This is a genomic window from Pseudonocardia sp. ICBG162 (genome assembly GCF_020496225.1).
Lineage (GTDB): Bacteria > Actinomycetota > Actinomycetes > Mycobacteriales > Pseudonocardiaceae > Pseudonocardia > Pseudonocardia alni.
This window is the reverse complement of sequence record NZ_JAHLJD010000031.1, coordinates 25957-44799: the sequence shown is the minus strand read 5'-3', so window position 1 is coordinate 44799 and position 18843 is coordinate 25957. Positions and strand designations below refer to the sequence as shown.

The following is an 18843-nucleotide window of genomic DNA, read 5'->3' as shown; positions in this document are numbered from 1 at the left end:
GGCGGGATGCGGGACATCGACGTCGGCGTCGTGGCCGACACCGTGCGACGCCTGTGCGTCGAGGCCAACCACGAGCTGCGCGGGGACCACCTGGCCGCGCTGCGCCGCGCGCGGGACGTCGAGGAGTCCCCGACCGGGCGCGAGGTGCTCGACCGGCTGCTCGCCAACGCCGAGGTGTCCGCGCGCGAGCACATCGCGTTCTGTCAGGACACCGGCTACGCGGTCTGCTTCCTGGAGATCGGGCAGGACGTGCACTTCTCCGGGGGTTCGCTGGCGGCGGCGATCGACCGCGGCGTCGCCGAGGGCTACCGCGAGGGGTACCTGCGCGCCTCGCTGGTCCGGTCGCCGGTGGACCGCACCAACACCGGTGACAACACCCCGGCGATGGTGCACTACGACCTCGTCGAGGGCGACGGCGTCCGGCTGACCCTGCTGGTCAAGGGCGCGGGCTGCGACAACATGAGCGCGCTGCGGATGCTCACGCCGGCCGCGGGCGTCGGCGGCATGACCGACTTCGTGGTCGAGACGGTCGAGCGGGCCGGACCGTCGGCGTCGCCTCCGGTGACGATCGGGATCGGCATGGGCGGCACGTTCGACCGGGCCGCGGTCCTCGCCAAGCGGGCGCTGACCCGCGACCCGACCGGGTCGCCGTCGCCGGATCCGGCGATCGCCGACCTGGAACGGGAGATCCTCGACGCCGTCAACGCCACCGGGATCGGCCCGGCCGGCTTCGGCGGCACGGTGACCGCGCTGTCGGTGCACATCGAGGCGTACCCGACGCACATCGCGGCGTTCCCGGTCGCGATCAACCTCGACTGCCACTCGCACCGCGTCCGGGAGGTGACCCTGTGAAGCACCTCGACCTGCCGCTGGACCACGACGTGCTCGGCGACCTGCGGGCCGGGGACTCCGTGCTGCTCACCGGCGAGATGCTGACCGCGCGCGACGCCGCGCACGCCCGGTTCGCCGAGGCGATCCGGGCGGGGGAGCCGCTCCCGGTCGACGTCGACGGCGCCACGATCTACTTCGTCGGCCCCACCCCGGCCCGCCCCGGCCACCCGATCGGCTCCGCAGGACCGACGACGGCGTCGCGCTGCGACCCGTACTCACCGCTGCTGATCGAGCGGGGTCTGCGCGGCATGATCGGCAAGGGACGGCGCTCGGCCGAGGTGAAGGCCTCGATGCGCGAGCACGGTTGCGTCTACTTCGGAGCGGTCGAGGGGACCGCGGCGCTGCTGTCGCAGTGCGTCACCGCGGCCGAGGTGATCGCCTACGACGACCTGGGGACCGAGGCGGTCCGGCGGCTGGAGGTCCGCGACTTCCCGGTGCTCGTGGTCGACGACCTGCACGGCGGGGACCTCTACGACGACGGACCGGCCCGCTGGCGGCGCGACCGCTAAAGATGCGGCACCCCGTCACGAACGGGACGATCAGGATCATGACCGGACGCCTCGAGGGCAAGCGGGTGCTCGTCACCCACGCCGACCGCTACATCGGACCCCCGGTGGTGGAGCTGTTCCGCGCCGAGGGCGCGGACGTCGTCGCCGACACCACCGACTACACGACCGGCCCGGACGTGGCGCCCCGCGTCGTCGCCGACGCCGGTGAGATCGACGTGCTCGTCGCCAACTTCGCCGGACCGCCCGCCCGGATGCCCGTCACCGACATGATCGGCGACGTCCGCGAGTTCACCGACGCCGAGTTCCAGGACTACCTCGACGAGCTCGTCTGGCCGCTGCTGCGGATCGTGCGGGCGGCGCTGCCCGCGATGACCGCGCGACGGTCGGGCAAGATCGTCGCCGCGACGAGCGCGACCCCGCTGCGGGCCATCCCGGGGCTGGCCGTCTACTCCGCTGCGCGCGGCGCTCAGAACGCGTTCCTGCAGGTCGTCGGAGCCGAGGCCGCGCCCTTCAACGTGCAGGTGAACGGGCTGGGCCCGGCGCACGTGCGCAACAACATGTACTACACCGACGAGATGCTCGACGACGACGAGGTCCGCGGGTCGTTCGAGGCACAGATCCCGGCCGGGCGCCTCGGGGAGGGGCGCGAGGCCGCAGAGCTCGCGCTGGCGCTGGCGTCGGCGGCCAGCGACTTCATGGCCGGGCAGATCGTGCCGGTGTCGGGGGGATGGACGACCTGATCCCGGGTACATCGGTGGTGTGCCACCGATCCCCTACACCGACGCCGTCGAACAGCTCCAGCCGGACGAGGACGAGCACATCCGGCGCTGCATCGACTCCCTGCTCCGCACCAACGCGATGACCTTCGACCTGCACCGCCACGGGTACCGCGCGACGCACGCCAAGAGCCACGGCGTGCTCCGCGGGACCCTGCAGGTACACCGCGACCTGCCGGCCGAGCTGGCCCAGGGCCTGTTCGCGACCCCCGGCGAGTACGACGCCGTCGCCCGGATCGCGACCGAGACCGGCCAGCTCGACGACGACCGGCAGCCCAACGCGCGCGGGTTCTCCCTCAAGGTCTTCGACGTCCGGGGCGAGACCCTGCACCCGTCCGACCCGGACCACCGGGTGCACGACCTGCTGTTCAACACCCTGCCCGTGCTGCCACCGGGCACGGCGAAGAAGTTCATGGAGATCACCGAGATCCGCGAGCGACACTTCTCCGAGCCCGAGAAGATCGACGAGGAGGTCGCACAGCGACCCGACGCCCATGAGCTCGGCGCCTTCGGTCGGCTCGCGAACATCCACCCGCTGGCGCACGCGTACTACACCCAGGGCGTGTTCCGCCACGGCGACTACGTCGCCAAGATCGGTCTGTACCCGGGCACGCCGGAGCAGGAGGGTCTCGCGTCCCGTGAGATCGGCGACGACGACTCCCGCGGCGTGCTCCAGAGCCTGGTCGAGGAGTGGACCTCCACCCGCGACACCGTGTTCGACGTCCGGGTGCAGCTGCGCACCGACGCCGACGCGATGCCCGTGGAGGACGCCGCGGTCGACTGGCCGCAGGACCTGTCGCCCTACGTCACCGTCGCGACGCTGAGGTTCCGGCCGCAGCACGCGTACTCGCCGCAACGCCGGGTGTTCGCCGACGACCGGCTCGCGTTCCGGCCGTGGCACGGACTCGCCGCGCACCGCCCGCTGGGATCGGTCAACCGGCTCCGCCGTCGCGCCTACCAGGAGCTCGGTGCGCAGCGGGGCGACATGAACGCGGTCGCGGTGACCGAGATGCGGTCCGCCTCGGAACTGCCCGACTGATGGCCGCCGTGTTCGTCGTCGGCGCGGGGCCGGGCATCGGCCGCTCGGTCGCCCGCCGCTTCGCCGGGTCCGGGCATCCGGTCGGGGTGCTCGCCCGCTCGTCGCCCACCGTGGACGCCCTGCTCACGGACCTGTCCGACGGCGCGGTCGGTGTCACCGCCGACGTCGCCGACGAGGCAGCACTGCGCGCCGCGCTCGACGAGCTGGTCGCGCGGCTCGGGGTGCCCGAGGTCGTCGTCTACAACGCCGGAGTGATCCGCACCGACACCGTCACCGGGCTCGACGCGGCGACGCTGCTCCACACGTACGCGGTCAACGTCGGCGGCGCGGTGACCACCGCCGCGGCCCTGCTCCCAGCGATGGCCGACCGCGACGGCGGCAGCTACCTGATGACGGCCGGCATGCCGCACCCGCTGCCGCAGCTGACGAGCCTGTCGCTGGGCAAGGCCGGGCTGCGTGCGCTGGCCGAGCTGCTCGACGCCGAGTTCGGCCCGCGCGGCGTGCGGTCGGCGACCGTCACCGTGTGCGGCCCGGTCGCGCCGGGCACCGCCTACGACCCGGACGACATCGCCGAGCACTACGCCCGGCTGCACCGGCTGCCCGCCGGGGCCTGGCCGCTCGACACCCGCTTCGGCGACCCCGCCGACGCCGCGGGCTGACCCGCCGCACCCCGCCCGCCCGGCCGCGACGTAGACCGGTAGTGCACGATTGATCATCGGGCGGAACGGGAACCCCGGACATGCACGTCCCGCCATGCGATCCGGAGGTCGTCCCGTGCCCGAGTTCCCCGCCATCCACCACCTCGCCCTGTCGGTCACCGACCTGGACGCCAGCGAGCCCTGGTACACGAAGCTGATCGGCGCCGAGCCGGCGATGACCCTGTCGGACGGCCCGTTCCACCGGCGTGTGTTCGCGCTCCCGTCGGGCCAGCTGCTCGGCCTGACCCGGCACGACTCGGTCGACACCGGCGACACGTTCGCGCCGAACCGGCCGGGTATGGACCACGTCGGGTTCGGTGTCGCCGACCGCGGCGAGATCGAGCAGTGGCGTGACCACCTCGACTCCGTCGGCATCGCCCACGACGGGATCGTCGAGGCCGACTACGGGCTCGCGCTGTCCTTCAAGGACCCGGACGGCAACGCCCTGGAGTTCTTCGTCCTCGCCTCCTGACCCGTACCGGTCAGCGGAGCAGGCCGAGCAGCCCGGGGCCGTCGCGCCGGTCGTCGCGACCCTCCGGGCCGGTGAACCCGCTCCCGGTCAGGTCGGCGCCGTCCGTCTGCTCCGGGTCGGTCCCGCCCAGCTCGACGAGGACGCGCAGCCGGGCGAGATCGGACCGGAGGGTGCGGGCGAGCATCCACCGCAGCGGCCCCGGCACCAGGCGCAGCACGCCGGGTGGCCGGACCCGCAGCGTCAGCCGGACCCGGCAGGCGTCGCCGCCGAGGGGGACGACCTCGCGCGTCCCGTCGGCGTCGACGCCCGCCGTCGTGCGCCACGCGAACCGGCGCCCGGCGACGACCTCGGTGACCAGGCCGTCGTTGCGCGTGGTGCGACCGGCCGTGCCCAGCACCTCGTGTGTCGTCGTGCCCGCGCGGACCGGGCCCTCGGGGGTGGGGGTCATCCGCCGCACTCCCGTGCGCCACTGCACGTCGCGGGCGTAGTCGGCGAGAACGGCCCAGGTCTCGGCGGCCGGGGCGTCGACGATGGTCTCGGCGGCGACGGTGAGATTATTCATGCTATAAACAGTACGATATCGAAATATTAAGCTCCAGTGTTTTCGACGTCGACCTACCATCGGCCGGTGCCCGATCACGACGCCGTCGACGACCTGGTGGACCAGTGGCGCCGGGAGCGCCCGGACCTGGACGGCGACGGCCTGGCCGCGATGGCGACGATCGGGCGGCTCGGCCGCATCGCGGCGCTCGCCGCGCCACGCGTCGAGCGGGTGTTCGCCGGGCACGGCCTGCGCACCGGCGAGTTCGACGTGCTCGCCGCACTGCGGCGGGCCGGAACGCCGTACACGCTGACACCGTCGCAGCTCAGCCGGACCCTGATGCTGTCCCCGGCCGCGATGACGCACCGCCTCGACCGCCTCGACGACCTCGGCCACGTCGAGCGACGGCTCGACCCGGAGAACCGGCGCAGCATCCTGGTCACGCTCACCGACGGCGGGCGGGACCTGGTGGACCGCCTGGTCACCGAGCACGTGGCGAACGAGCGGGACATGCTCGCCGCCCTCGGCCCGGCGGACCGCGTCGCTTTCGACGACCTGCTGCGTGCGCTTCTCGCGGGGCTCGAGACCGGCTGAGCGGCTCAGACCCGGTTGCCGGTCCGCGCCGACGCCCGGGCCAGCGCGATCGTGGCGACCACCAGCACCACCACCAGCACACCGACGAGCAGCCACCCGGCCCCGCCGGTGTCGAGCCGCTCGTCCAGCACGGTCACACCGACCACGGCCGCCACGACCGGCTCCCCGACGACCACCGCCGGCAGCGACGCCCCCAGCGCGCCGGCCTGGAAGGCGGACTGCTGCAGCAGCGTCCCCCCGACGACGGCGACGACCAGCACCCACGTCTCCCACGAGGTCAGCAGCGCGACCAGCCCGTCGGACAGCGTGTCCACCACGCCGAGGGTGAGCGCCGCGACGACGCCGTAGGCGATACCGGTCGCGGCGGCGAGCAGCAGCGCCCGCGGCGTCCCGGTCGTCACCCGGGCCGCGAGCAGACAGGCGGCGAACAGCACCAGCAGCACCGACCCCGTCGGCGCCCACGCCGCGAGCCCGGCCCGGTCCACCCCCGCGGTCGGCTCACCGACGGTCACGAACAGCACCAGCGCCACGACCAGCACCGTCGCCCAGGTCAGCTCGGCGCGCGACGGTCGTCGCCCGGCCCAGCGCGCGGCCAGCGGCAGCGCGAACACCAGCTGGGTCACGATGATCGGCTGCGCCAGCAGCAGCGACCCGAACCCGAGCGCGACGGCCTGCATCGCGAACGCCGCCGTGTCACCCAGCGACCCGGCCAGCCAGCGCGGGTCGCGGACCAGCCGCGCCAGCATCCGCAGCCCCCGGTCGTGCGGGTCCGCCGCCGCCGAGGTCTGCTGGGCGACGGCGGCGAGCGCGAAGAGCAGCGCCGACAGCAGCGCGGCGCCGATCGCGGCGACGGTGTTCAGCGGATCAGGAGATCGAGGACCCGGCGGGCATGGCCTCGAACCGCATGTCCGGGAACTTGCGCTGGATGATGTCCATCCGCCACTTGTTGGTGAACAGCGCGAGGTGCTCGCCGTCGGCGTCGCGGCGCAGGACCTCGCACTCGGACTGCCCGGCCAGCTTCTCGACCGCCTCGGCGTCGACCAGGCGCGCGATCTGGTACGGCAGCCGGTCGAGGGTGACCGGGGCGTTGAACTCGGTCTCCAGGCGCGTGGTGACGACGTCGAACTGCAGTGGCCCGACCGCCGCCAGCACCGGCGCCTGGTCACCGCGCAGGTCCGAGCGCAGGATCTGGATGACCGCCTCGTTGCCGAGCTGCTCGATCCCCTTGCGGAACTGCTTGTACTTGCCCGCGTCCTTCGCGCGGATCACCGCGAAGTGCTCGGGGGCGAACGCCGGGATCGAGGGGAACTCGACCGGGTCGGCGGCGTAGAGCGTGTCGCCGGGGCGCAGGGCGGTGGCGTTGACCAGGCCGACGATGTCGCCGGGGAAGGCCTCCTCGACGGTCCTGCGCTCGGCGCCGAACACCGACTGGGCGTACTTGGTGGCGAAGGGCTTCCCGGTCGCGGCGTGGGTGAGCACCATGCCGCGCTCGAACCGGCCCGAGCAGATCCGCAGGAACGCCATCCGGTCGCGGTGCGCCTTGTCCATGCCGGCCTGGACCTTGAAGATCAGTCCGGAGGTGGGCGCCTCGAGCGGGCGGTCGTCGCCCTTCACGTCCGGGCGGGGGGCGGGCGGCGGGGCCAGGTCGACCAGCGAGTCGAGCAGCCGGGCGACGCCGATGTTCGACAGCGCCGACCCGAACAGCACCGGGGTGGCCTTGCCGGAGCGGAAGCCCTCCTCGTCGAACCCGGCGCCGATCTCGTCGAGCAGGCCCAGCTCGTCCTGCGCGTTCTGCCAGTACTCCGGCTCCTGCGCGGCGATCGTCTCGGCGTCGACGACCTGGGCGGTGGCCTTGGTCGCGCCGCCCGCGGCGCGGGTGAACGCGGTGTACTCGCCGGTGGTGCGCTCGATGAGCCCCTTGAACTGTCCGGCGATGCCCAGCGGCCAGGTCAGCGGCATCGGGCGCAGGCCGATGGTCTGCTCGACCTCGTCGAGCAGCTCCAGGGCCTCGCGGCCGGGCCGGTCCCACTTGTTGACGAAGGTGACGATCGGGACACCGCGCGAGCGGCAGACGTCGAAGAGCTTGAGGGTCTGCGGCTCGAGGCCCTTCGCGGCGTCGAGCAGCATCACCGCGGCGTCGACGGCGGCAAGCACCCGGTAGGTGTCCTCGGAGAAGTCACCGTGGCCGGGGGTGTCGAGCAGGTTGATCACGCAGTCGCGGTAGGCGAACTGCAGCACCGCCGAGGACACCGAGATGCCGCGGGCGCGCTCCATCTCCATCCAGTCCGAGGTGACGCCCTTGCGGCCGGACTTGCCGTGCACCGCACCGGCGGAGTCGATGACCTCCGCGTGCAGCGCCAGCGCCTCGGTCAGCGTCGACTTGCCCGCGTCGGGGTGGGAGATCACCGCGAACGTCCGCCGGCGGGCGGTCTCACCGACGACGCGCGCGTCGCCGGCGGTTCCGGACGACGGTGCCGTCTCCCTCTGGGCCGCGCTCTCGGTGGTGCTCACACCCGCATTCTAGGCGTCGCCACCGACACTCCCCGACGACGGCGCCCGGCTCAGGTCCCCGCTTCCAGCAGCGCCCGCATGTCGGGCAGGTCGAAGTGCTCGACGGTCGCCCACGCCGACGGGCTGCCGTGGTGCGGGTCGGCGCCCGCGGCGAGCAGCGCGGTCACCGACGGCGCCGACCGGGCGAACAGCGCGGCGGCGAGCGCGGTCTGGCCGCGGTCGTTGGTGTGGTCCGGCTCCGCGCCGCGGGCCAGCAGGTCGGCGACGACGGCGTCGTGGCCGTAGTAGGCGGCGAGGATCAGCAGGGTGTCGCCCTTGGGATCGGTCAGCCCGACCGGGACGCCCGCGTCGAGGTAGGCGGCCAGCTGCTCCGCCGCACCCTCGCGGGCCAGGTCGAACATCCGGTGCGCGAGTTCCACGGCGGCCTGGTCCACCCCGCCACGGTAGGGGCACCGCGGCCGCCCCGCCGGTGCCGTTCCGGTGCCGCCACCCGGACGGGAGCACTCGGCGACGGGTGGCTGTCGGGGGTCGCCGCTAACCTGCGCGTCGTGAGTTCCCAGTCCGACGCCCCGCAGGCCCGCGAGCGCCACGCGCAGCTGGCGGCCGAGGTGGCCGACCACCAGTTCCGGTACTACGTGCTGGACGCGCCGGTCGTCTCCGACGGCCAGTTCGACGAGCTGTGGCACGAGCTGCTCGCGCTGGAGGAGGCACACCCCGAGCTGGTCACGCCGGACTCGCCGAGCCAGCGCGTCGGCGGCACGTTCTCCACCGACTTCACCGCGTACGACCACCTCGAGCGGATGCTGTCCCTGGACAACGCCTTCTCGCCCGACGACCTGCGCACCTGGCAGGAGCGGGTGACGAAGGAGGTGGGCGAGGACCTCCACTACCTGTGCGAGCTCAAGATCGACGGGCTCGCGGTGAACCTGCTCTACACCGACGGGCGGCTCACCCGGGCCCTGACCCGCGGCGACGGGCGCACCGGCGAGGACATCACGCTCAACATGCGCACCCTCGCCGAGGTGCCCGAGCAGCTCACCGGCGCCGAGGAGTTCCCGGTGCCGGGGCTCGTCGAGGTCCGGGGCGAGGTCTACTTCCGGCTGGAGGACTTCGAGCGGCTCAACGCCTCGCTGGTCGAGGCCGGCAAGGAGCCGTTCGCGAACCCCCGCAACACCGCGGCCGGCTCGCTGCGCCAGAAGGACCCGCGGGTCACCGGCTCGCGCAACCTGCGGCTGATCTGCCACGGCCTGGGCAAGCGGGAGGGGTTCACCCCCGACACCCAGTCCCACGCCTACGACGCGCTGGTCGCCTGGGGCCTGCCGATCTCGCCGCGCACGACCGTGCTGCAGGGCATCGGACGAGTGATCGAGTACGTCGAGCACTGGGGCGAGCACCGGCACGACGTCGAGCACGAGATCGACGGCGTGGTCGTGAAGGTCGACGAGGTGGCGCTGCAGCGCAGGCTCGGCGCGACCTCCCGGTTCCCGCGCTGGGCGATCGCCTACAAGTACCCGCCGGAGCAGGCCACCACGCGGCTGCTCGACATCCGGGTCAACGTCGGGCGCACCGGCCGGGTCACCCCGTTCGCGGTGATGGAGCCGGTGAAGGTCGCCGGGTCCACTGTCGAGATGGCGACCCTGCACAACGCCGACGAGGTGCGCCGCAAGGGCGTGCTGATCGGCGACCGGGTGGTCATCCGCAAGGCGGGCGACGTGATCCCCGAGGTGCTGGGCCCGGTGGCCGACGTGCGCGACGGCTCCGAGCGCGAGTTCGTGATGCCGACGCACTGTCCCGAGTGTGGCACCGCGCTGGTGCAGCAGAAGGCGGGCGACGTCGACCGGCGCTGCCCGAACGCCCGCTCCTGCCCGGCGCAGCTGCGGGAGCGGCTGTTCCACGTCGCGGGCCGCGGCGCGTTCGACATCGAGGGGCTCGGCTACGAGGCCGCCGTGGCGCTGCTGACCTCGGGCGTGCTGACCGACGAGGGTGACGTGTTCGCCCTGACCGAGGACGACCTGCTGCGGACCGAGCTGTTCCGCAACCAGAAGGGCGAGCTGACGGTCAACGGCCGCAAGCTGCTCACGAACCTGGAGGCGGCGAAGGACCGGCCGCTGTGGCGGGTGCTGGTGGGTCTGTCGATCCGCCACGTCGGGCCGACCGCCGCGCAGGCGCTGGGCCGCGAGTTCGGCTCGATGGAGGCCCTGGAACGCGCCGCGGCGCAGGCGAAGGCGGACACCGAGGCGGCCGGGGTCGCCATCGTCTCCGACGGGACCGCGGGGGAGGACGACGCCGCGGCCGAGGCCGCGGCGTCGACGGCCGAGGGCGCCGCCGCCGAGGCGGCCGGCGACGTCGAGACCGCGGAGGCGGAGGCGGCGACCACCGCCGGGGCGGCGGACTCCCCGCAAGCCGCGGACTCCCCGCAAGCCGTGGACGACGCCGCGGGCGCGGACGACGCCGCGGGCGCGGACGGCGCGGAGAACGCCGACGAGAACGCCGACGAGGCGGACGCCGCGGCCGTCGAGGCCGCGAAGCAGGAGCGGGCGGCCGCGCGCGCCCGGGCGAAGGCCGTGGCCGAGGCGCTCGCCCCGATCGCCGGAGTCGACGGCGTGGGCCCGACCATCGCGGCGGCGGTGCGGGACTGGTTCTCCGTCGACTGGCACCGCGAGGTCGTGCAGAAGTGGCGGGCCGCGGGCGTCGCGATGGAGGACGAGGTCGACGACTCGGTGCCCCGCTTCCTGGAGGGCCTCTCGATCGTGATCACCGGCTCGATGGAGAACTGGTCCCGCGACGAGGCCAAGGAGGCGATCATGGCCCGCGGCGGGCGCGCGGCCGGGTCGGTGTCGAAGAAGACGGCGTTCGTCGTCGCGGGGGAGGCACCCGGCTCGAAGTACGACAAGGCCGTCGAGCTCGGGGTGCCTGTGCTGGACGAGGCCGGGTTCTCGGTCCTGCTCGACCGCGGTCCCGACGCGGCGCGCGAGCAGGCCGCCGACGCCTGACCGCCGGTCCGGGCACCCGGCCGGTCCGTCCCGTCCGGCGACTCGGCGTGCGCCACGCCGACGGTGAGCGACCGCTCACCGGGCGTGTTCGACGTCCGGCGCGGCCCGGCGGCCGGACGTCGACGTCCCCCGGGCGCGCCCGCGCCCGGCCGCGGGCCGCGGTCGATCACCGCCTACTCTCGGTTGCACGGCGGGGTCCTCCCGGCGGGAGGACGACCACTCGGATCGGGGAACACACGGTGTTGCAGGCGGCGCTCAACGGCTCACGACCGGCGGACGCGCACCCGGCGCTGCCGACCCTGGCCCGCCATCTCGCCCGCGACGCCCGGGCCGTCGCCCGGCTCGGCGTCACCTCGGTGCACGTGCACCCGCGCGACGACAGCGGTGCCGAGTCGATCGAGCCCGCCGTGGTCGGCGACGTCGTGTCGCTGATCCGCCAGGAGGCCCCGGGCATCGAGATCGGCGTCCCGACCGGGCGCTGGATCCAGCCCGACCCGAAGGACCGCGTCGAGACCGTCCTGTCCTGGGGCCGGCTCGGCTCCGGCAAGCCCGACGTGTGCGGCGTCAACGTGCACGAGCTCGGCTGGACCGAGGTCTGCCACGCCGCGTGGTCGGTCGGCATCGCCGTCGAGCTCGGCGTCTGGACCAGCGGCGACGCCGTCACCCTCCGCCAGAACGGGCTGCCCCCGGGGACCCGGCGGGTGATCGCGGAGTCGACGGTGATCGACCCGGAGACCGCCGTCGCCGAGGGCATCCGGATCCTGCGCGCGCTCGGTCAGCCCCCCGTCCCCGTGCTGCTGCACGGCGAGGAGGAGGGCGCCTGGCCGGTGCTGGAGTACACGACCCGGGTCAACATCGACACCCGGATCGGCTTCGAGGACGTCCTGGTGCGCCCCGACGGATGGCTCGCGACCGGCAACGACGACCTCGTCCGCACCGCCCTGTCGATCCGGGTCTGACCGGACCGCCCGCCGCGGTCACGGCGGGCGGCAGCGGCGGTCAGGCCTTCAGCACCGTCGCGACGATCCCCGCGAGGTGCGCCAGCCGCGCGAGCTCCGACGGCCGGAACACCGGCCCGCCCGGCCGCCCGACCACCAGCGTCTTCGGCGGCACCCCGGTCCCGAACGGCGCGGCGGCCAGCTCGGTGTCCATCGCCCGCCAGGGCTCGGGGACCCAGTGGCTGTCGTCGAGGGCGATCGCCCGGTCCAGCGGCAGCCAGGGCAGGTCCCCGGACCGGGTCTCGGGCGCCGCGGAGCTCTCCGCGATCCGGTAGGAGCGGCCGTGCTCGCTGACCGCGACCAGCGCCCAGCCGGCGCGGAACAGCCGCGGCACCTCGGCGGCGAGCAGGTCGAGCCCGTGGGCGTGGTCGCCGGCGATCTCGTCGAGCAGCTCCAGCTCGCGGTGGGTGTCCAGCTGCCCGGTGTGCGGGCGCACCGACTCCACCGACACCCCGGGCACCGACTCGGCGGCGGTGATGAGCACGTCCGGCGGCCGGTTGGTCGGCAGCTCGACGGCGATGTCGTCGACCGCCTGGCCGTCGCCGCGTTCCACGACGTCCACGCTGAGGATGTCCGCCCCGGCCCCGCCGAGGGCGGAGGCGACGGCGCCGAGATTGCCGGGCTTGTCCGGGAGGACGACCCGGAGCAGGAACGACACGGAGTGGATCCTCTCCCTCGACAGCGGGCGCCTCGTCGGCACGCGTGTGCACCGCACCGGAGCGGCGGGGAGCGGTTCCGGGCGGGAACGATGATCCTGCCACCCGCGGGCCCGTCGGTCACCCGCCACCCGCAGCGGGGTGTGCGCGCCCGGTCACCGGGGGGCGATCGGCCGGTGGACCGGCGGGAATAGACTCGGGCGGGTAGACCGGCGCGCGCGGGAGCGACCGGGTCGTGTCGGCAGCCGGACCGGCGGTCGCACCGTCGTCGCCGCTGCCAGGACACCGTCGCGACCGTCCACCCGCCGTCGTCATCATCGGACACCATCCCGAGGAGGGGCATGACCGCCGATTCCGCGGAGCGGACGGGCGGGGTCATCACCCGGGACGAGGTCGCACACCTCGCCCGGCTGGCCCGCCTGGCCGTCACCGACTCCGAGCTGGACACCTTCGCGTCGCAGCTCGACGTGATCATCGGGTCGGTGGCCCGGGTCGGGGAGGTCGCCGCCGACGACATCCCGCCGACCTCGCACGCCGTCCCGCTGGAGAACGTCTTCCGCCCGGACGAGCGCCGCCCCGGCCTCGACCAGGCGCAGGCGCTCGCCGGCGCCCCGGCCGCCGAGGACGGGCGCTTCCGCGTCCCGCGGATCCTGGGGGAGGAGCAGTGAGCGACCTGATCCGGCTGACCGCCGCCGAGCTCGCCGAGAAGATCCACTCCCGTGAGGTCTCCGCCGTGGAGGCCGCGCAGGCCCACCTCGACCGGATCGCCGCCGTCGACGGCGAGGTGCACGCGTTCCTGCACGTCGGCGCCGAGTCCGCGCTGGCGAGCGCTGCGCTGGTCGACGAGCGGATCGCCGCGGGCGAGGCACCGGAGTCCCCGCTGGCCGGGGTGCCGCTGGCGCTCAAGGACGTGTTCACCACCTCGGACATGCCCACCACCTGCGGCTCGCGGATCCTCGAGGGCTGGCAGCCGCCCTACGACGCGACGGTCACCGCGCGCCTGCGCGCCGCCGGGATCACGATCCTGGGCAAGACCAACATGGACGAGTTCGCGATGGGCTCGTCCACCGAGCACTCCGCGTACGGCGTCACCCGCAACCCGTGGGACACCACCCGGGTGCCGGGCGGCTCCGGCGGCGGCTCGGCGGCGGCGCTGGCCGCGTTCGAGGCGCCGCTGGCGATCGGCACCGACACCGGTGGCTCGATCCGCCAGCCCGCCGCGTTCACCGGCACCGTCGGCGTCAAGCCCACCTACGGCCAGGTCTCCCGCTACGGGCTGGTCGCCTGCGCGTCGTCGCTGGACCAGGGCGGGCCGTGCGCGCGCACCGTGCTGGACGCGGCGCTGCTGCACGAGGTCATCGGCGGCCACGACCCGCGCGACTCGACCTCGATCGACCGGCCGGTCCCGGCCGTGGTCGAGGCCGCGCGCCAGGGTGCGACCGGTGACCTGTCGGGGCTGAAGGTCGGCGTCGTGCGCGAGCTGGGGGGCGAGGGCTACCAGCCCGGCGTCCGGTCGGCGTTCGACGCGTCGCTGCGCAGCCTGGAGAAGCTGGGCGCGGAGATCGTCGAGGTCTCCTGCCCGCACTTCGAGTACGGCATGGCCGCGTACTACCTGATCCTGCCGAGCGAGGTGTCGTCGAACCTCGCCCGGTTCGACGCCATGCGCTACGGCCTGCGCGCGGCCGAGGGCCGCTCCGCGGAGGAGGTCATGGCCAACACCCGCGAGCAGGGCTTCGGGCCCGAGGTCAAGCGGCGGATCATGCTCGGCACCTACGCGCTGTCCAGCGGCTACTACGACGCCTACTACGGCCAGGCGCAGAAGGTCCGCACGCTGATCAGCCGGGACTTCGACGCGGCGTTCGCCCAGGCCGACGTGCTCGTGTCGCCGACCGCGCCGACCGTGCCGTTCCCGATCGGGGACAAGGTCGACGACCCGCTGGCCATGTACCTGAACGACCTGGCCACCATCCCGACCAACCTGGCCGGGGTGGCCGGCATGTCGGTGCCCAACGGGATCTCCGAGGGGCTCCCGACCGGTCTGCAGATCATGGCCCCCGCGCTCGGCGAGGCCGTCATGTACCGCGTCGGGGCGGCGTTCGAGGCCGCCCGCGACGCCGACGAGGGCGGTCCGCTGATCGCCCGCGTCCCGGAGGTTGCAGGGGTGAGGGCATGACCACGTCCGTGGAGCTCGTCGACTTCGACGACGTCGTCGCCCGGTACGACCCGGTGCTGGGCATCGAGGTGCACGTCGAGCTGTCGACGAACACCAAGATGTTCTGCGGCTGCCCGACGGAGTTCGGCGCCGAGCCGAACACCCAGGTCTGCCCGGTCTGCCTGGGCCTGCCCGGCGCGCTGCCGGTGGTCAACCGGGCCGCGGTGGAGTCGGCGATCCGGATCGGCCTGGCGCTGAACTGCTCGATCGCGCCGTGGGGCCGGTTCGCCCGGAAGAACTACTTCTACCCGGACATGCCGAAGAACTTCCAGACCTCCCAGTACGACGAGCCGATCGCCGTCGACGGGTTCCTGGACCTGACCCTGGACGACGGCGAGGTCGTCCGGATCGGCATCGAGCGCGCGCACATGGAGGAGGACACCGGCAAGTCGCTGCACGTGGGCGGCTCCGACGGTCGCATCCACGGCGCGGACCACTCGCTGCTCGACTACAACCGGGCGGGCGTCCCGCTGATCGAGATCGTCACGAAGATGATCCCGGACACCGGGGCCCGCGCCCCGGAGGTGGCCCGCGCCTACGTCACCGCGCTGCGCGACCTGATCCAGTCCCTGGGCGTCTCCGACGTCCGGATGGACCAGGGCTCGATGCGTGCCGACGTGAACCTGTCGCTGTCGCCGAAGGGCGGCGCGCTGGGCACCCGCACCGAGACGAAGAACGTCAACTCGCTGCGGTCGGTCGAGCGTGCGGTCCGGCACGAGATGGGCCGGCAGGCGGGCGTCCTCGACGCCGGCGGCGAGATCGTCCAGGAGACCCGGCACTTCGACGAGTCCACCGGCCACACCCGCGCCGGGCGGCGCAAGGAGACCTCGGAGGACTACCGGTACTTCCCGGAGCCCGACCTGGTCCCGATCGCGCCGTCGGCCGAGTGGGTCGAGGAGCTGCGCGGCACCCTGCCCGAGCTGCCGTGGGAGCGCCGCAAGCGCATCCAGACCGAGTGGGGCATCTCCGACGAGGAGATCCGCGACCTGGTCAACGGCGGCGCGCTGGAGCTGGTCGAGGCCACCGTCGCGGCGGGTGCGCCGTCGCAGGAGGCCCGCTCGTGGTGGGTGTCCTACCTCGCCCAGCAGGCCAACACCCGCTCCGTCGAGCTCGCCGACCTCGGGATCACGCCGGAGCAGGTCGCCCGGGTGATCGAGCTCGTCGCCACCGGGGAGCTGACCAACAAGCTCGCCCGCCAGGTCGTCGACGGCGTGCTCGACGGCGAGGGCGGCCCGGACGAGGTCGTCGCGGCCCGCGGGCTGAAGGTCGTCTCCGACGAGGGCGCGCTGATCGCCGCCGTCGACGCGGCGCTGGCCGAGCAGCCCGACGTCGCGGAGAAGATCCGCGGCGGCAAGGTCCAGGCCGCCGGGGCGATCGTCGGTGCGGTCATGAAGGCGACGAAGGGCCAGGCCGACGCCAAGCGGGTCCGCGAGCTGATCGTCGAGCGGGTCGGGGCCTGACCTGACCGGGGCCCGGGCCCGCCGGGGCGCGAACCTGCCCCGGATCGGCGACTTCAACCAGGCGGTCGTGCTGGACGCGCTGCGGCGCGCCCGGCACGACCTGTCCCGGGCGGAGCTGTCCACGGCCACCGGGCTGTCCGCACAGTCGATCACCAACATCGTCCGCAGGCTGGTCGAACGCGGCCTGGTCGACGAGCGGGAACCGGTCGGGTCGCAGGGGCGCGGCCGGCCGCCCGCGACGCTGCGGCTGGACCCGGCGGGCAGCTACGCCGTCGGGGTGCACGTCGACCCGACGGTGACCGCGGTCGTCCTGGTCGACCTCACCGCGGCGGTCGTGGCCGCCCGCCGCACCGTCGCCGCGTCGGCGACGACGCCGGACGAGCTGGTCACCGCGGTCGCGGCCGCGGTGACCGAGGTGACCGCGGGGGTGCCGCCCGACCGGGTGCTCGGCGTGGGCATCGCGACGCCCGGCCCGGTGGACACCGGCGCCGGCGTCGTGGTCGGTGCGCCGCTGTTGCCCGGCTGGGACCGGGTCGCGCTGCGGTCCCTGGTCAGGGACGCGACCGGGCTGCCGGTGGTGATGCACAAGGACACCGCCGCAGCCGCGGTCGGGGAGCTGTGGCACGACCCCGACCCGGCCGACTTCGTGTTCCTCTACCTGGGCACCGGGCTCGGCGCCGGGTTCGTGGTGGGCGGGGAGCTGCTGCCGGGCAGCACCGACAACGCCGGCGAGATCGGGCACCTCATGGTGGCGCCGGACGGGCCGCCCTGCCCGTGCGGCCAGCCCGGCTGCGTCGGCCCGTCGGGCATGCCCCGCACCCTGGTGGCCGAGGCCGCCGCGGCCGGGGTGCTCGACCCGCTGCCGCACGACGCCACCGACCGCCGGGTGGACGCCGCGTTCAGCACGCTCTGCGCGCGGGCCGCCGACGACCCGGTCGCGCACGGCATCCTCGCCCGCAGCGCCGGGCGGATCGCGCGCGCCGCGGTGACCCTGTGCAACGCGCTCGACGTCGGCGCCGTCGTCCTCGGCGGGCCGGCGTGGTCGCGGACTGCGCCGGTGTTCCTGCCGATCGTGCGCGACGTCGTCACCGCCACCACCGAGGCCCGGCGGGTGCACGAGGTCGACGTGCGCGGCAGCGCCCTCGGCGACGACGCCGCCGTCGTCGGCGCCGCCTGTCTCGTGCTCGAACACGCCTTCTCCGCGCGCCCGGCGACGCTGCTCATCCGCTGACCACCGGCCGCGGGTGTCGCATCGGTTCCGGCGGGGCTCGCGGGGTGTTGCATCGATTGTGCCGATCCTCCCTGCCCGGGAGACTCCGGGCACGGGATCCGTGGTCACGGTCGGAGCCCGGGACGGGAGGGGTCATGTCGCTGTCGGACCGGGCGTCGTGAGCCGCCGGCCGGACGTCACGCTCACCCAGCTGCGCTACTTCGTCGAGGCCGCGTCGACGTTGAGCATGACGCGTGCCGCGGAGGAGCTCCGCGTCGCGCAGTCGGCGGTCTCGGCGTCGATCGCCCAGCTGGAGAAGCAGGTCGGGACCCCGCTGTTCCTGCGCAGGCACGCCCGCGGGCTCGTCCTGACCGCGGCCGGCGAGGCGTTCCTGCGCGACGTGCGCGGGCTGCTCGACCACCTCGGCGAGGTGCTGGACGCGGCACGCGGCCGCGGGGACGAGGTCCGGGGCCGGATCACGCTGGCCTGCATGGTCACCCTCGTCCCGTTCCTGCTGCCGTCGCTGCTCGCCGAGCTGAGCGAGCACTGCCCGGGGCTGGCGGTCGAGGTGCTGGAGCTCGAGGCGGCCGCGGTGAGCGCCGCGCTGCGCAGCGGCACCGTCGAGGTCGCCGTCACCTACGACCTGGGGCTCGGGCCGGGGGTGACCCGCGAGGTGGTCGCGCACGCCCCGCCGTACGTGATCCTCCCGCCGGGGCACCGGCTGGCCGGCGCGGCGCAGGTGCGCCTGATCGACCTGGCCGACGAGCCGATGGTGCTGCTGGACCTGCCGCACAGCCGGGAGTACTTCCGCGACGTGCTGGCCACGGCCGGGGTGACCCCGCCGGTCGCGTACCGCTCGCACAGCGTGGAGGCCGTCCGCGGGATGGTCGCGCGCGGGCTCGGCTTCTCGGTGCTCAACCAGCGGCCCACGCACGGCGACACCTACACCGGGGGCACGGTCGAGAGCCGGCCGATCGCCGACGACGTCCCGGCGCTGTCGGTCGTCGTCGCCTGGATGGAGTCGGCGCGCCGGACGGCCCGCGCCCGCGCCGTCACCGACGCCGCCCGTGAGGTCGCCCACCGGCACCGGGTGGCGGCCGGTGACCCGTCGGTGGACGACGGCGACGACTGAGCCCTCCACCGGCCGTGGTCACGGGGCCGTGACAGGGGTGATACACGGACGCAACTGCATCGATCGAACCGATGCAGCGGACCGCATTTCACTGTTTGATCGACTTTCCCTCCGTTGCCTAGCGTCGTCCCCCACGCGGCCGTGGATGTTC

General features: G+C 74.1%; 19 protein-coding genes. 14 read left to right on the top strand and 5 right to left on the bottom strand.

Going from position 1 to position 18843, the window contains the following annotated elements; genetic code table 11:
• Window positions 1-6 precede the first annotated feature (6 nt).
• From KPL60_RS25155 to KPL60_RS25130, 6 genes are all read left to right on the top strand, one after another.
• Complete coding sequence (locus tag KPL60_RS25155) at window positions 7-852, top strand: fumarate hydratase (RefSeq protein ID WP_226367403.1); 846 nt, start codon at window positions 7-9, stop codon at window positions 850-852.
• Window positions 849-1400, top strand: a complete 552-nt coding sequence (locus tag KPL60_RS25150) for a FumA C-terminus/TtdB family hydratase beta subunit (RefSeq protein ID WP_226350176.1) — start codon at window positions 849-851, stop codon at window positions 1398-1400. Before KPL60_RS25155 ends, KPL60_RS25150 begins: the two co-directional genes overlap by 4 nt.
• Window positions 1401-1438: 38 nt before the next feature.
• Entirely contained in the window at window positions 1439-2140 is a 702-nt protein-coding gene (locus tag KPL60_RS25145; protein WP_226350177.1) for an SDR family NAD(P)-dependent oxidoreductase, read from the top strand.
• A 19-nt stretch (window positions 2141-2159) separates the two neighbouring features.
• Window positions 2160-3215, top strand: coding sequence for a catalase family protein (locus tag KPL60_RS25140; RefSeq protein WP_226350178.1), 1056 nt, complete (start codon window positions 2160-2162; stop codon window positions 3213-3215).
• Entirely contained in the window at window positions 3215-3874 is a 660-nt protein-coding gene (locus tag KPL60_RS25135; RefSeq protein WP_226367402.1) for an SDR family oxidoreductase, read from the top strand. Before KPL60_RS25140 ends, KPL60_RS25135 begins: the two co-directional genes overlap by 1 nt.
• Before the next feature lie 115 nt (window positions 3875-3989).
• Window positions 3990-4385, top strand: a complete 396-nt coding sequence (locus KPL60_RS25130; RefSeq protein ID WP_226350180.1) for a VOC family protein — start codon at window positions 3990-3992, stop codon at window positions 4383-4385.
• A 10-nt stretch (window positions 4386-4395) separates the two neighbouring features.
• Here the strand turns inward: KPL60_RS25130 and KPL60_RS25125 are convergent, their stop codons facing one another.
• The gene (locus KPL60_RS25125) at window positions 4396-4947 is read right to left on the bottom strand and encodes an SRPBCC family protein (RefSeq protein ID WP_226367401.1); all 552 of its coding nucleotides are present in this window, start codon (window positions 4945-4947) and stop codon (window positions 4396-4398) included.
• 66 nt (window positions 4948-5013) lie between these two features.
• Here KPL60_RS25125 and KPL60_RS25120 point away from each other — a divergent pair, with 66 nt between their 5' ends.
• Window positions 5014-5520, top strand: coding sequence for a MarR family winged helix-turn-helix transcriptional regulator (locus KPL60_RS25120; protein WP_226350182.1), 507 nt, complete (start codon window positions 5014-5016; stop codon window positions 5518-5520).
• A gap of 5 nt (window positions 5521-5525) precedes the next feature.
• Here KPL60_RS25120 and KPL60_RS25115 read toward each other — a convergent pair whose 3' ends face one another.
• Genes KPL60_RS25115 through KPL60_RS25105 form a run of 3 tightly spaced genes read right to left on the bottom strand, consistent with a single transcriptional unit; the run spans window position 5526 to window position 8465 of the window.
• On the bottom strand, window positions 5526-6347 hold the full coding sequence (locus KPL60_RS25115; protein WP_226368231.1) for a DMT family transporter: 822 nt from the start codon (window positions 6345-6347) through the stop codon (window positions 5526-5528).
• 37 nt (window positions 6348-6384) lie between these two features.
• A complete protein-coding gene (locus KPL60_RS25110; protein ID WP_226367400.1) occupies window positions 6385-8031 on the bottom strand; it encodes a peptide chain release factor 3 in 1647 nt (548 codons plus the stop codon).
• Between the two features lie 50 nt (window positions 8032-8081).
• Window positions 8082-8465 (bottom strand): ankyrin repeat domain-containing protein, encoded by a 384-nt coding sequence (locus KPL60_RS25105; RefSeq protein WP_226367399.1) that lies wholly within the window; start codon window positions 8463-8465, stop codon window positions 8082-8084.
• A gap of 114 nt (window positions 8466-8579) precedes the next feature.
• Between KPL60_RS25105 and ligA the strand changes: the two genes are divergently transcribed.
• A complete protein-coding gene (gene ligA / locus KPL60_RS25100) occupies window positions 8580-11024 on the top strand; it encodes an NAD-dependent DNA ligase LigA (RefSeq protein ID WP_226367398.1) in 2445 nt (814 codons plus the stop codon).
• Between the two features lie 239 nt (window positions 11025-11263).
• The gene (locus KPL60_RS25095) at window positions 11264-11983 is read left to right on the top strand and encodes a 3-keto-5-aminohexanoate cleavage protein (protein ID WP_226367397.1); all 720 of its coding nucleotides are present in this window, start codon (window positions 11264-11266) and stop codon (window positions 11981-11983) included.
• 40 nt (window positions 11984-12023) lie between these two features.
• Here KPL60_RS25095 and KPL60_RS25090 read toward each other — a convergent pair whose 3' ends face one another.
• Complete coding sequence (locus tag KPL60_RS25090) at window positions 12024-12680, bottom strand: amino acid-binding protein (RefSeq protein ID WP_226367396.1); 657 nt, start codon at window positions 12678-12680, stop codon at window positions 12024-12026.
• Window positions 12681-13019: 339 nt separating this feature from the next.
• Here KPL60_RS25090 and gatC point away from each other — a divergent pair, with 339 nt between their 5' ends.
• The 5 genes from gatC (at window position 13020) to KPL60_RS25065 (ending at window position 18692) form a co-directional block, all read left to right on the top strand.
• Window positions 13020-13346: an Asp-tRNA(Asn)/Glu-tRNA(Gln) amidotransferase subunit GatC gene (gene gatC / locus KPL60_RS25085; RefSeq protein WP_226350187.1), complete on the top strand. Its 327-nt coding sequence runs from the start codon at window positions 13020-13022 to the stop codon at window positions 13344-13346.
• Window positions 13343-14851: an Asp-tRNA(Asn)/Glu-tRNA(Gln) amidotransferase subunit GatA gene (gene gatA, locus KPL60_RS25080; protein ID WP_226350188.1), complete on the top strand. Its 1509-nt coding sequence runs from the start codon at window positions 13343-13345 to the stop codon at window positions 14849-14851. The genes gatC and gatA overlap by 4 nt, the downstream gene beginning before the upstream one ends.
• Window positions 14848-16350 carry an Asp-tRNA(Asn)/Glu-tRNA(Gln) amidotransferase subunit GatB gene (gatB, locus tag KPL60_RS25075; RefSeq protein WP_226367395.1) on the top strand — a complete coding sequence of 501 codons (1503 nt, stop codon included), beginning with the start codon at window positions 14848-14850 and terminating at the stop codon, window positions 16348-16350. The genes gatA and gatB overlap by 4 nt, the downstream gene beginning before the upstream one ends.
• Window positions 16351-16417: 67 nt before the next feature.
• Entirely contained in the window at window positions 16418-17581 is a 1164-nt protein-coding gene (locus KPL60_RS25070; RefSeq protein ID WP_226367394.1) for an ROK family transcriptional regulator, read from the top strand.
• 157 nt (window positions 17582-17738) lie between these two features.
• Window positions 17739-18692 carry a LysR family transcriptional regulator gene (locus KPL60_RS25065; protein WP_226350191.1) on the top strand — a complete coding sequence of 318 codons (954 nt, stop codon included), beginning with the start codon at window positions 17739-17741 and terminating at the stop codon, window positions 18690-18692.
• The last annotated feature ends 151 nt before the right edge of the window (window positions 18693-18843 follow it).